Origin of the sequence: Leifsonia sp. 1010 (genome assembly GCF_031455295.1) — a bacterium.
Lineage (GTDB): Bacteria > Actinomycetota > Actinomycetes > Actinomycetales > Microbacteriaceae > Leifsonia.
The window spans coordinates 332,271-343,873 of record NZ_JAVDSL010000002.1 but is presented as its reverse complement, the minus strand read 5'-3'; the positions used below and the strand labels follow the sequence as shown (position 1 = coordinate 343,873).

Annotated in this window: 15 protein-coding genes and 1 riboswitch; of the genes, 4 read left to right on the top strand and 11 right to left on the bottom strand. The window is 72.4% G+C overall.

What is annotated here, in order from left to right; genetic code table 11:
* Nucleotides 1-41: 41 nt before the first annotated feature.
* Genes J2Y42_RS12365 through J2Y42_RS12355 form a run of 3 tightly spaced genes read left to right on the top strand, consistent with a single transcriptional unit; the run spans nt 42 to nt 2,288 of the window.
* The gene (locus J2Y42_RS12365) at nt 42-821 is read left to right on the top strand and encodes a hypothetical protein (protein ID WP_309858992.1); all 780 of its coding nucleotides are present in this window, start codon (nt 42-44) and stop codon (nt 819-821) included.
* A 47-nt stretch (nt 822-868) separates the two neighbouring features.
* Nucleotides 869-1,927, top strand: coding sequence for a hypothetical protein (locus tag J2Y42_RS12360; protein ID WP_309858991.1), 1,059 nt, complete (start codon nt 869-871; stop codon nt 1,925-1,927).
* 7 nt (nt 1,928-1,934) lie between these two features.
* The gene (locus tag J2Y42_RS12355; protein ID WP_309858989.1) at nt 1,935-2,288 is read left to right on the top strand and encodes a metallopeptidase family protein; all 354 of its coding nucleotides are present in this window, start codon (nt 1,935-1,937) and stop codon (nt 2,286-2,288) included.
* Between the two features lie 56 nt (nt 2,289-2,344).
* Here J2Y42_RS12355 and J2Y42_RS12350 read toward each other — a convergent pair whose 3' ends face one another.
* The 7 genes from J2Y42_RS12350 to J2Y42_RS12320 all read right to left on the bottom strand — a co-directional run bounded on the left by J2Y42_RS12350 (nt 2,345) and on the right by J2Y42_RS12320 (nt 7,987).
* Nucleotides 2,345-2,623, bottom strand: a complete 279-nt coding sequence (locus tag J2Y42_RS12350) for a hypothetical protein (RefSeq protein ID WP_309858988.1) — start codon at nt 2,621-2,623, stop codon at nt 2,345-2,347.
* A complete protein-coding gene (locus J2Y42_RS12345) occupies nt 2,620-3,252 on the bottom strand; it encodes an ATP-binding protein (RefSeq protein ID WP_309858986.1) in 633 nt (210 codons plus the stop codon). The genes J2Y42_RS12350 and J2Y42_RS12345 overlap by 4 nt, the downstream gene beginning before the upstream one ends.
* Nucleotides 3,236-4,015, bottom strand: a complete 780-nt coding sequence (locus J2Y42_RS12340; RefSeq protein WP_309858983.1) for an energy-coupling factor transporter transmembrane component T — start codon at nt 4,013-4,015, stop codon at nt 3,236-3,238. Before J2Y42_RS12340 ends, J2Y42_RS12345 begins: the two co-directional genes overlap by 17 nt.
* Nucleotides 4,012-5,514, bottom strand: coding sequence for an ABC transporter ATP-binding protein (locus J2Y42_RS12335; RefSeq protein ID WP_309858981.1), 1,503 nt, complete (start codon nt 5,512-5,514; stop codon nt 4,012-4,014). Before J2Y42_RS12335 ends, J2Y42_RS12340 begins: the two co-directional genes overlap by 4 nt.
* A gap of 5 nt (nt 5,515-5,519) precedes the next feature.
* Entirely contained in the window at nt 5,520-6,149 is a 630-nt protein-coding gene (locus tag J2Y42_RS12330) for an ECF transporter S component (RefSeq protein ID WP_309858978.1), read from the bottom strand.
* 33 nt (nt 6,150-6,182) lie between these two features.
* A riboswitch (TPP riboswitch) is annotated at nt 6,183-6,293 on the bottom strand.
* Between the two features lie 43 nt (nt 6,294-6,336).
* Nucleotides 6,337-6,669: a spore germination protein GerW family protein gene (locus J2Y42_RS12325; RefSeq protein ID WP_309858975.1), complete on the bottom strand. Its 333-nt coding sequence runs from the start codon at nt 6,667-6,669 to the stop codon at nt 6,337-6,339.
* Nucleotides 6,670-6,712: 43 nt separating this feature from the next.
* Nucleotides 6,713-7,987 (bottom strand): DNA polymerase IV, encoded by a 1,275-nt coding sequence (locus J2Y42_RS12320; RefSeq protein WP_309858972.1) that lies wholly within the window; start codon nt 7,985-7,987, stop codon nt 6,713-6,715.
* A 129-nt stretch (nt 7,988-8,116) separates the two neighbouring features.
* On the opposite strand from J2Y42_RS12320, the gene J2Y42_RS12315 reads away from it, so the two are divergent.
* A complete protein-coding gene (locus tag J2Y42_RS12315) occupies nt 8,117-9,121 on the top strand; it encodes an aldo/keto reductase family protein (protein ID WP_309858970.1) in 1,005 nt (334 codons plus the stop codon).
* A 29-nt stretch (nt 9,122-9,150) separates the two neighbouring features.
* Here J2Y42_RS12315 and J2Y42_RS12310 read toward each other — a convergent pair whose 3' ends face one another.
* From J2Y42_RS12310 to J2Y42_RS12295, 4 genes are all read right to left on the bottom strand, one after another.
* A complete protein-coding gene (locus J2Y42_RS12310) occupies nt 9,151-9,879 on the bottom strand; it encodes a hypothetical protein (RefSeq protein ID WP_309858967.1) in 729 nt (242 codons plus the stop codon).
* 79 nt (nt 9,880-9,958) lie between these two features.
* The gene (locus J2Y42_RS12305; protein WP_309858965.1) at nt 9,959-10,285 is read right to left on the bottom strand and encodes a hypothetical protein; all 327 of its coding nucleotides are present in this window, start codon (nt 10,283-10,285) and stop codon (nt 9,959-9,961) included.
* Nucleotides 10,286-10,357: 72 nt separating this feature from the next.
* Entirely contained in the window at nt 10,358-11,131 is a 774-nt protein-coding gene (locus J2Y42_RS12300) for a YidC/Oxa1 family membrane protein insertase (RefSeq protein WP_309858963.1), read from the bottom strand.
* Nucleotides 11,132-11,221: 90 nt separating this feature from the next.
* A complete protein-coding gene (locus J2Y42_RS12295) occupies nt 11,222-11,524 on the bottom strand; it encodes a DUF6412 domain-containing protein (protein WP_309858960.1) in 303 nt (100 codons plus the stop codon).
* Between the last annotated feature and the right edge of the window lie 79 nt (nt 11,525-11,603).

Sequence of the window (11,603 nt, the reverse complement as noted above, 5' to 3'; positions counted from 1 at the left end):
GTCGCCACGCGTCAGGCGGGGAAGCCCGATCCAGGAAAAGCATGCTGAGTTCTCTCCGTACCACCGTCAAGAACAGTCCCGTCCCCTTCGGCCGCATCGTCTCCGGTGCCGCCGCCGTGCTGGTCAGCGCCAGCCTCCTCGCCCCCGCGATGGCCCAGCAGCAGGAGAGCGAGCGGAAGACGCAAGAGCTCTCCGAGGCCACGGGGATGCGTCACGAACAGCTCTCCGTGTACGACTCGATCGTGCGCGACCGCCTCGAGCGCCAGGCGAAGACCACGCTGACCGGCGCAGAGGCCACCGTCAACGCGAACCAGGCCAAGGCCGACGCGTCGGCGGCGAAGACCGCGATCGCCGGTCTGAGCGGCTACACCAAGCTCGACGAGGACACCCTCCGCGACAGCATCGTGGCGACCCAGGCCGCGTCCGACGCCCTGGCCGCCGCCGGCGCCGAGGCCGACCGCCGCGCGGCCGAGGCCGCCGCCGCCGCTGCCGCGGCGCTCGCCAACGCGAACACCCCGGCGGGCGCCAAGGCGACCGCCGCGAGCCTCGCCGCCAGCCAATACGGCTGGGGCGCCGACCAGTTCCAGTGCCTCTCGCAGCTGTGGCAGCGCGAGTCGCAGTGGAACTACCAGGCCTCCAACCCCGGCAGCGGTGCGACCGGCATCCCGCAGGCCCTCCCGGGCAGCAAGATGGCGTCCTTCGGCACCGACTGGGCGACCAACGCCACCACCCAGATCAAGTGGGGACTCGACTACATCGCCCGGGGGTACGGGACGCCGTGCGCCGCGTGGGGCCACTCCGAGGCCGTCAACTGGTACTGACCTGAGAGCCGGGGAGGCGGGCGGCGGCCGCCGGTAGACTCGCGCGAGTGAGCACCGAGCACGCCCCCTCCTCCCCCGCTATCCGCGGAGCCCATCTCGTCGGCAGCGTCAACCTGCCCGATGCCGAGACGGTGTTCCGCACCGTGAACGCCCATCTCGGCGACCGGATGCGCCGCATCCCGGACGGCGAGGTGGGCGAGCGCTTCTACTGGGTGCAGTTCCAGACCGGCCGCCTCGACACGATGAGCGGCCTCTCGCGCATCCCCGGCGACGCGCCGCTGCTGCGCGGCGTGTTCGATCCCCGTCCGTTCCGTCTCGACGACGGTGTGTCGGCCGACGACCTCGTCTTCCCCGACCTCGGCTACGCGGAGGCGGCTCTCGACTCGTACGCCGTGTTCCGCAGCCTCCACCAGGACGGCGTCATCCCGGCGGGCGTGCGCTTCCAGGTTTCTCTGCCGACACCGGCCGGCGTGGTCGGACCGTTCATCGTGCCGGAGGACCGCGCCGCCGTCGAACCCGCCTACGAGCGGGCGCTCTTCGGCGAGCTGCAGCGCATTCTCGACAGCATCCCGCACGAGGATCTCGCGATCCAGTGGGACACCGCCGTCGAGTTCGCGCTGCTCGAAGGGCGGATGCCGTCGTGGTTCGGCGACGACGTGCTCGCCGGCGTCGTGGAGCGCGCCGTCCGGCAGGCCGCGGCGGTGCCCACCGACGTGCAGCTCGGCTATCACCTCTGCTACGGCGATGTGGAGGAGCAGCACTTCGTGCAGCCCACCGACGCCGGGCGACTCGCCGCGGTGCTCCGCGGCATCCTCGACGCCGCTCCGCGCCCCGTCACCTGGGTGCACCTCCCGGTGCCGATCGAGCGGGACGACACGGCGTACTTCGTCCCGCTCGCCGACGTCGTCGTTCCCGAGGAGACCGAGCTGTACCTCGGGCTGCTGCATCACGAGGACGGCGTGGAGGGTGCCCGCCGCCGGGCGCAGGCGGCCGCGACCGCGCAGCCGCGCTTCGGTGTCGCGACGGAGTGCGGGTTCGGCCGCGGCCCGAGCGAGCGCACGGCCGGGCTGCTCGACCTGCACGCAGCGGTCGCCGAGGCGTGGTGAGCCGCGCGTGACGCTCGACCTCGACCAGGACGCCTTCGAGGCGATCGTCACGGACGAGCTCGATCAACTCCCGGATGAGATGGTCGACGACCTGGACAACGTCGTGTTCGTCGTGGAGGACCGCCCGGAGGACGGCTCCCTCGACCTGCTCGGCCTGTACGAGGGCGTAGCCATCACCGAGCGCGACACGTACGGCTTCGGCGAGATGCCGGACCGCATCGTGCTCTACCGCGAACCGCTCCTCGCGATCAGCGCCGACGAGGACGAACTGCGCGACGAGATCCACATCACGCTCGTGCACGAGATCGCCCACTACTACGGCATCGACGACGAGCGCCTGCACGAACTGGGCTGGGCCTAGCCAGGACGACCGGCGTAGCCCACGGGAATCAGCGGGAGGCCGGCATCAGCGGCAGGTCAGGCGCCGTTCCCGAAGATCGACTCGTCCTCCTTGTCGGCCTCCACCGGGTCGGAGTCCGGAGCGTCGAAGCGGTACGACACCAGCTTCTGACCCTCGACGTCGCGCTCCTCGCCCGCGACGTACCAGAACGTCGACTCCAGGCCCTCGATCGCGGCGATCACGCCGATGCGCTCGTCCACCTTGCCGTCCACCAGGAAGCGGCGGTCGGTCTGGCCGGCGAGCGGCCCGTCGGCGTACTCGACGATGTATTCGGGGTCCTGTCGTGCGTCGGTCATGACTCCACCGTAGTACCCGATCGCGCATCGGTGATCCCACCCGGCAGGTCGAGTCCCGTCACGTCCAGGACGAGATCCGCGGAGACGCGTGGATGCTCCCGGGCGACGAACCGTTCGAACTGCGCCTGCCAGCGGTCCCACTCCGCTGCGAACGTCTCGCCGTCGCGGGCGAGCGCACGCTCCTTGCGCAGGGCGTCGTCCGCCTCCAGCCAGACGGTCAGGTCCGCGCGGGCGGCGTTCCGGCGCGAGAGCGTCCCGCATCCCTCGACCACCAGCGGCTCGCCGCCGGCCACCAGCTCGACCCCGGCCGCGTGATGTGCGGCCCAGTTCCAGCGCTGCCAGCTGCCCGCCCCGATCGTCCGGAGCGGCTCGAGCAGATCGCGGCCGAGCGCTTCGCTGCCGGCGTCGAGCCCGTCCCATCCTGGGTACAGGTTGTCCATGCGCACGAGCCGAGGGCGTCCCTCCGCGGGCCACTGCGCGATCAGGAGGTCGGCGAGCGTGCTCTTGCCTGCGCCGCTCGGTCCGTCGATCAAGACGATCGGCGTCCGCCCGGCTCTGGTGGCTTCCGCGACGGAACGCGCGACGGCGGCACGAAGGGTGCCGATCGGATCGTCAGCTGAGCGGTGCATTCCAGCTCCCCGCTGCGACGGCCGCCGCGATCGAGAGCCCGGCCACCAGCGCCGCGACGACCAGGGCGGCCCAATCGCGCCCGCGGAAGACCGAGGGGCGCGCCCACGTGCGCGTTCCGGGCGCGCCGAAGCCCCGCGCCTCCATCGCCGTCGCCAGTTTCGTCCCGCGGCGCAGCGACAGCACGAACAGGGCGAACGACTGCCCGAGGAACCGCCGGAAGGCGCCCGACTCCGCGACGCCGCGTGCGCGGCGCGCCAGGGTGAGGGCGCGCCAGTCCTCCGCGAACAGTCCGACCAGACGCAGGGCAGCGAGCCCGCCGATCACGAAACGCGCGGGCAGACGCACCAGCTGCGCCAATCCATCCGCCAGGTCGGTCGGGTCGATCGTGACGAACAGCAGCACCGCGGGCAGGCCGATGGCGAGCACGCGCAGGGCGGTCGCCACGCCGAGGGCGATCGAGCCGTTGCTGATCTCGATTGCCCACCACTGCACGTAGACGGTGCCGGACGTCTGTCCGTACAGCACGGTCGTGAGCCCGGCGAGCGGGGCTGCGATCCACACCGGGGCGGTCCGCACGACGACGGAGCGGAGCGGGATGCGCGCGAGCGTCAGCAGCACGAGCTCCAGCCCCAGGGCGACGCCGGCCGAGACCGGGTCGATCGACAGGAGCAGGGCGACCGTGACGATGAGCGCCGCGCCGAGCTTCGCGACGGGGTTGAGGGTGGCGAGCGGGCCGGTGCGCAGCGGCTGCAGCAGGGTCATGCGCGCACCTCCGCGTCGTCGAGGCGGAGCGCGGCGGCACCGACGGCCTCGATGAACTCGGCGTCGTGCGTCGCCGCGACGATAGCATGGCCCTCCCGCCGCAGGTCGGCGATCATCCGTACGAGGCCGTCCCAGGTGCGCGCGTCCTGACCGAAGGTCGGCTCGTCCAGCACCAGCAGGCGCGGACGGGTCGCGAGCGCTGTGCCGACCGACAGCCGCCGCTTCTGACCGCCGGACAACGTGAACGGGTTGGCGTCGGCAAGGTCGGTCAGGGCGAGGCCGTCAAGCAGCTCGTCCACCCGGCTCTCGACGTCGTCGTCCGCCAGCCGCAGGGCACGGGGTCCCGCGGCGAGCTCCTCCCATACGGTGGAGGCGATGAACTGGTGCTCGGGGTTCTGGAAGACACTGCCGATCCGAGTCAGCAGCTCGCGCGACCGCCAGGTCGCCGGGTCGGTGGATGCTCCTGCCGCCAGCGCCGACTCGGCGACGAGCGCACCGCCGAGCGGCGGCAGCAGGCCGCCCAAGGTCAGCGCGAGGGTCGATTTGCCCGCGCCGTTCGCGCCGGTCAGGGCCAGGGCCGAGCTCTCGCGGACGTCGGCGTCGGCCGGACGACCGACGGGGACACCGACCGGCGGACGGCCGCGCTTCCGGCCCCGCGTCACCGCCGGCCCGCGGCCGAACACCACCGACCGCGCGGCCAGCAGCGGGGCACCCTCGACGACGGACGGCGACCGCGGCACCGGGGTCCCGGGCAGCCAGACGCCGGCGCGCCGCAGCTCGCCCGCCGCATCGGCGAGCACCTGCCCCGGCTCGCTGTCGGCCAGCACCCCGCCGTCGGCCCCGAGCACGACGACACGCGTCACCAGGTCGCGCCACACCGCCACGCGGTGCTCGACGACGACCAGGGTGGCGCCGGTGGCGTCGAGGGCCGAGCGAACCGCATCCCGAACCTCCAGCACCCCGTCGGGGTCGAGGTTCGCGGTCGGCTCGTCGAGGAGCAGAAGGCCGGGCTGCATGGCGAGCAGGCCGGCCAGCGCTAGCCGTTGCTTCTGGCCGCCGGAGAGCTGGCTCGTCGAGCGGTCGAGCGGCACGTCGAGGCCGACATCGGTCAGCGCTCGACGGACGCGTGCCCACAACTCGTCGCGCGGCACTCCGAGGTTCTCGCACGCGAACGCCACATCGTCGCCGACCCGGGCGAGGATGACCTGGGCGTCCGGGTCCTGCAGCAGCAGTCCCGCCGTCCCCCGCGCCGACGCGGGCGGTCGGCCGCCGACGGTCAGCGACCCCTCGGCCTCGCCGTCGTCATCCCCGCCGAGCACACCGGCCAAGCCCGCGAGGAGCGTGCTCTTGCCCGCGCCGGAAGCGCCGAGCAGCAGCACGCGCTCCCCCGGCTCGATCCGCAGATCGACCCCGCGGGCCGCCCAGGCGTCCCGTCCGGCGTAACGCCAGCCCCACCCGTCGACCCGGACCCCGGCTGGGGCGGTCAGTCCCGACTCCACGGCCGTCAGGCCCGCGACGCCGTCCGCGACTCGCGGCCCGCGGCGAAGCGGCTGAGCGCCCCCGTCTTCGCGAGTGCGCGGACGAGAAGCCACGAGCCGAGGCCCGCGACCACGATGCCCGAGATCGTCGTGGTGATCGCGTACGTGATCGCGAATTCGGGCTTCGACCCGGGGTACCAGTACAGGAGGTCGAGGATCGACTCGGCGATCCCCGCGCCGGCGCCCGCCAGGAGGGCGGGCACGAGGCGCCAGTTCGCGTAGAGGAACAGCGCGAAGACGATCTCGGCGCCGAGCCCCTGCACGACGCCGGAGAGCAGCGTCGCGAATCCCCACTGCGTACCGATCAGCGCCGAGACGGTCGCCGCGACGACCTCGCCGAACAGCGCGGCGCCGGGCTTCCGCACGATGAGCGCCACGAGCACCCCGGCGAACAGCCACGGGCCGTTCAGGATGCCCTGGAAGCCCGGGAGGACGGCCCCGACCGGGCCCGAGATCGGGTTCTGGACGATGCCCCAGACCCAGAAGACGACGCCGGACGCGACGGCGACGACGCTGGCGACGACGATGTCGACGACGCGCCAGCGGAAGACGCGCGACCGCGCGCCGGTGGACGTGGAGAGAAGAGTTGCATGCACTGGACGTGCCCTTTCATTCAGCGGAACAGGGCACGGGATGTGAGATGGCCTCCCTGCGCTGGCATGACCCAGATCAGGTTCGACGGTCGAGACTTGGAGAAGTCTCCTCTCAGCCCGGCTCACCGGACTCCCGTGTTCGCCCCCAATACTAGTCCGCTGAGGGCACGGTGTTACGTCTGGGGCGTCGCTACTTCTTGAGCGCGCGGATCACGCGCGACCAGGCATGCCCGGCCACCCAGACGAAGGGGATGCCGACGGCCAGGAGCGTGATCAGGTTCGGGCGGAACCGGACCCCGGTCTCGTCGGAGACGTATGCGCCGAAGGGCACGGCCCATCCTCCGCCGCCACCGCCGCCGGGAGCGTCCTCGCCGCCCTCGCCCACGACTCCCGCGCCGAAACCGAACTGGACGGCCGCCACCGGCACGATGGTGGTCCCGTCGACGACGACGGGCTCGCCGTAGACCGACTTGATGCCGGAGGCGCTGAGGGTCTCCGCGAGCTTGAGCGAGATGTTCGTCATGCAGCCAACCGTAACGCCCGGCACCCGACGCGGCCAGACCCGTTCAGTCGCTCACGTACTTCGGGTTGCGGCCGTCGCGCTCCTCCTGGTCGGCGTCGCGCGCGCGGCGCACCAGTGAGGCCGGTCCGATCATCCCCCGGCCGAACCGTGCGCTCACCGCGTCGAGGGTGCGCTCGGTCTCGCGCCACTCCTCGTCCGGATCCCACAGGGCGACCGCGTCGCCGCCCGCGTCGAGCAGCTGCTCCGCGCGGACGCCGATGAGCCGCAGCGGCGTCTGCCGGACGTCGAGGTTCAGGGCGCCGAACACATCCCATGCCTCCTCGAACAGGCGGCGTCCGACGTTGGTCGGTTCCGCCAGCGTGCGCGACCGCGTGATGGTGCGGAAGTCGGAGAATCGCACCTTGATGGACACCGTGCGGGCGATCATCGCGTGCTTGCGGAGCCGCTCGCCGACCCGGCCCGACAGGCGCAGGAACTCGCGGCGGAGGACGTCGAGGTCGCCCACATCGGTGCCGAAGGTGTTCTCGTGGCCGATGCTCTTCTCGCGGGACTCGGTGACGATGCTGCGCTCGTCCCGGCCGTTCGCGAGCTCGTGGAGCTTGCGTCCGCTCGCATCGCCGACGGCTTTCTGTAGCACGTGCAGCGGGGCGTCCGCGAGGTCGGCGACCGTGAGCAGCCCCATCCGCTCCAGCGACGCCTGCGTGCTCGCCCCGACGCCCCACAGCGCGCCCACCGGGAGCGGGCGGAGGAAGGCGAGCGTCTCGGACCGCGGGATGACCAGCAGGCCGTCCGGCTTGGCGCGGCCCGAGGCGAGCTTCGCCATGAACTTCGTCGCCGCGACCCCGACCGAGCAGGTCAGCCCGGTCTCCTCCTGCACCCGCGACCGGATCAGCTCGGCGATGCGGCGCGGCGACCCGAGCAGGCGACGGGCGCCCGACACGTCGAGGAACGCCTCGTCGATGCTGAGCGGCTCCACCAGCGGCGTGACCTCCCGGAAGATGTCCATCACCTTCGCCGAGTACTCGGTGTAGCGGTCGTAGTGGGGCGGCAGGATGATCGCGTTCGGGCACAGCCGGAGCGCCTGCGACATGGGCATGGCACTCCGCACGCCGTACCGTCGCGCCTCATACGTCGCGCTCGTCACGACACCGCGGCCGCCCGCATGCCCGACGATCGCCGGCTTGCCGCGGGCATCCGGGCGCTCCAGCAGCTCGACGGACGCGAAGAACGCATCCATGTCGACATGCAGGATGGCGGACTCGGAGTCGTCGACGTCGGCCGCGCTCACCTGCCGCTCGCTGCCGTCCGCTCGTCCCACGACTCCAGCTTCTCACCCGCCGCCGACACGCGGGACCCTCCTCCGCCGAAGTGCACGTCGTGGCGGCTAAAACCGGCGAATAGCGACCACGACGTGCACTTCGCGGACCCGGCGACGTACGTTGGGGGCATGGAATTCAGGTACCTCGGCAACAGCGGTCTCAAGATCTCGGAGATCATCTACGGCAACTGGCTCACCCACGGCTCCCAGGTCGAGAACGACACGGCGACCGAGTGCGTGCACGCCGCCCTCGACGCGGGGATCACGACGTTCGACACCGCGGACGCCTACGCCAACACCGTCGCGGAGCAGGTGCTGGGCGACGCTCTCAGGAACCAGCGCCGCGCCTCCCTCGAGATCTTCACCAAGGTCTACTGGCCGACCGGCCCGAAGGGCCACAACGACGTCGGCCTCTCGCGCAAGCACATCCTCGAGTCGATCGACGGCTCGTTGCAGCGCCTCGGCACCGACTACGTCGACCTGTACCAGGCGCACCGGTACGACCACGAGACGCCGCTCGAAGAGACGATGCAGGCCTTCGCGGACGTCGTCCGTGCCGGCAAGGCGCTCTACATCGGCGTCAGCGAGTGGACGGCGGACCAGCTGCGCGCGGGACACGCGCTCGCCAAGGAGCTGAACATCCAGCTCATCTCCAACCAGCCGCAGTACTCGATGCTGTGGCGCGTCATCGAGAAGCAGGTCGTGCCCACCTCGGGCGAGCTCGGGATCTCGCAGATCGTCTGGTCGCCGGTCGCCCAGGGCGTGCTCACCGGCAAGTACAAGCCCGGACAGCAGGCGCCGGAGGGCAGCCGCGCGGCCGACGAGAAGGGCGGCGCCGACGCCATCCGCGGATTCATGCGCGACGAGGTGCTGACCGCGGTGCAGGGGCTTCAGCCCATCGCGGACGAGCTCGGCATCACCATGGCGCAGCTCGCCGTGGCGTGGGTGCTGCAGAACCAGAACGTGTCCGGCGCGATCGTCGGCGCGTCGCGCCCGGAGCAGGTGCGGTCGAACGCCGCGGCTGCGGGGGTGCGGCTCTCGGGCGACATCATGGCGCGCATCGACGAGGCCGTCGGGGATGTCGCCCAGACCGACCCGGCGCTCACGGCATCCCCCGCCAAGCGCCCCGCCTGATCCCTTCGCGGGTGGCGCGTCGTCGGGCGTCAGACGAGGGCGGCCACCAGCGGGCGCAGCCAGTCGCGGAATGCCACGGAGTCGTTCCGCAGCGACGCACTGACCACCACGGTGTGCGGGCCGACGATCCAGGTGCCCTTCTCGGCGAGCGGCAGCACGTCGATGTCGAGCCGGAAGTACCCGGCCTGACGCCGGAGCTCGTGCTCCCGCTCGCGCACGACGTCCACGATGTCGGCGGCGCGGCGGGCGTGGTGCTCGGCGCTGTCCGCCAGGTACTCGGCGTGCCGCGCGGTCGCCCACCCGGCGGCCGCGTCGTAGTGGGCGATCACGGCATCCTGCAGTTCGATCACCCGGTCGAACGCCTCGAAGTGCGGGGGTCGCAGCAGCGGCGCGGTCAGGCGGCGGTGCCGGTCGGCCGCCACCTCGAACCACGCCTCCCACTGCCGCACCAGGGCCGCGGCGCCGTCCTCCCGCGCCGCATCCGGCTCGGTCGTGGGGGCGGCCGGCCTGCCCGCCGGACGCGCGGGATGGATGAGCGGAGCCGGCCGGGTGGTCGGCAGCGGCCCCGACGCACCGCGCCCGTCCACCGCCTCCGTCCGCCCGGAATGCAGCACAGGGACCACCGCAGGCTCGAGTCGCGGAAGCGCGGGCTCGACCCGGCCGTGCAGGCCGGCGAGCTCACGCACGGCGAGGGCGACGAGCAGGTCCCACGGGCAGTCCTCCGTGACCTGCCATCGAAGGGTGCCCTCGACGAACATGCCGACATTGTAGGTTCGCGGCGCGCCCGGAGGTAGTGGGTTGCCGAACCGGTTCAGCGGCGCGGCGGGATGCGGAGCATCAGCGGTCGTACGGCTCCTCGGCGACCAGCAGTGACGCCGGGATGATCGCGGTCTCGTACGGTCCGCGTCCGTCGCGGCGGTGCTGCGGCTCGAAGAACGACACCGTCCACGTCGTCAGCCCGTCCTGGGGTCCGTAGACGTTGCGCAGCCCGCGATCGCCCGGCGCGATGATCACGCCCGTCGGCTCGCCGATCCAGTCGTCCGACGACGCCGGATCGTGCTCACGCACATAGACCTGGACGCCGACGCCCAACCCGGGCCCGCGTCCCGTCACCTCCGAGCCCCCGCCCGTCGCCGATCGATCACCCGATGCGCGTCTCCACATGCCGTCCATCGTGCCACCCGCGGGCTGTGCGACCGCTCAGTACCGGCTCTGCGCCATCCGTCTGTGCTTTCCTCAGTGCGACGTCGTCGGCCGCGTCGATCCCCCGGCACGGCGCGCCGGATCGAGGAGCCGGCGCAGCGTCCACCGCTCGGCGACCGTCCACGTCGTCGAGGTCAGGATGTAGACGGCGGCCGCGAGCGGGACGAACGCCGCGAACACCACCGTCACATAGGGCAAAAACGACAGCGCCCGCAGCATCCCGACCGGCGCCGTCGAGCCTTCCGGCTGCGGCAGCGTCAGCACGCGCCGCGAGACCGTGGTCACGATGGCGATCAACGCGAGGACGCCGAAGTAGACGAGTATTGCCGGCCAGACCCCGGCCCCGGCGCCGGTGAGCCCGACGAAGCTGGTGCCGAGAGGCGCCCCGAAGGCGTGCTCCCCGAGCAGCGCGTTGGCGTGCCCGGCGATGGTGGGATGCGTGAAAACGGCGTACAGCAGCGTCACGACGGGGATCTGCGCGAGCAGCGGCAGCATCCCGGCGAACGGCGACACCTGCTCCTCGCGGTACAGCTCCATCGTCTTCTGGGCGAGGGTCTCGCGGTCGCCTTTGTGGCGGCGCTGCAGCTCGGCGAGGCGCGGAGCGATCCGCCGGCGGCTGTACTCGGCGCGCACCTGGCTGACGCCGACGGGGATGAGGACGACGCGGACGAGCAGCGTCAGCACGACGACGGCGACGAGGCCGGCGGCGGTTCCGGCGATCGGCTCGACGGCGGCGGAGAGGGCGGTGACGAGGCCGTACGCCCCGTCGAGGAGGGCCGCGATGGGCGGCCAGGAGAAGAAGTCCATGAGTGTGTGGTCCCTGCGATTCGGACGGATGCGGACGCGTCTGGTCGCGCGGCACCGCCGTCCGCCCGGTGGCGGGATACGGGGATGCGGCTACGCGACCGGCAGGGAGGCGCCGGGCGCTCTGGGCCGCGGCCGGCCGTCGGCGTCCGGAGCCGACTGGCTCTCGGCGAGCCATCCCGCGGCGGGCAGGATCGGCCGGGACCACGCGGAGCGCACCCGCAGGGAGGCGGCGAGAGCCGCCACCGACCGAAGTGCCGCCGCAGCCACAACCGCAACGAGGCCGAGGGCGCCGGCCACACCGGCCAGCGCGACGACGCCGGCGGGGCTGCCGCCGCCGAGCATCCCGAGCGCGGACGCGAAGGCGCGTCCGAGGAGCTCGAGCAGGGCGGTCATGGACTCGACGGTAACAGAGCCTGGCCCGAACGCCGAGAGCGTTCGCGCCAGGCGGACGCGTGTCGCATCCCGCCGACGC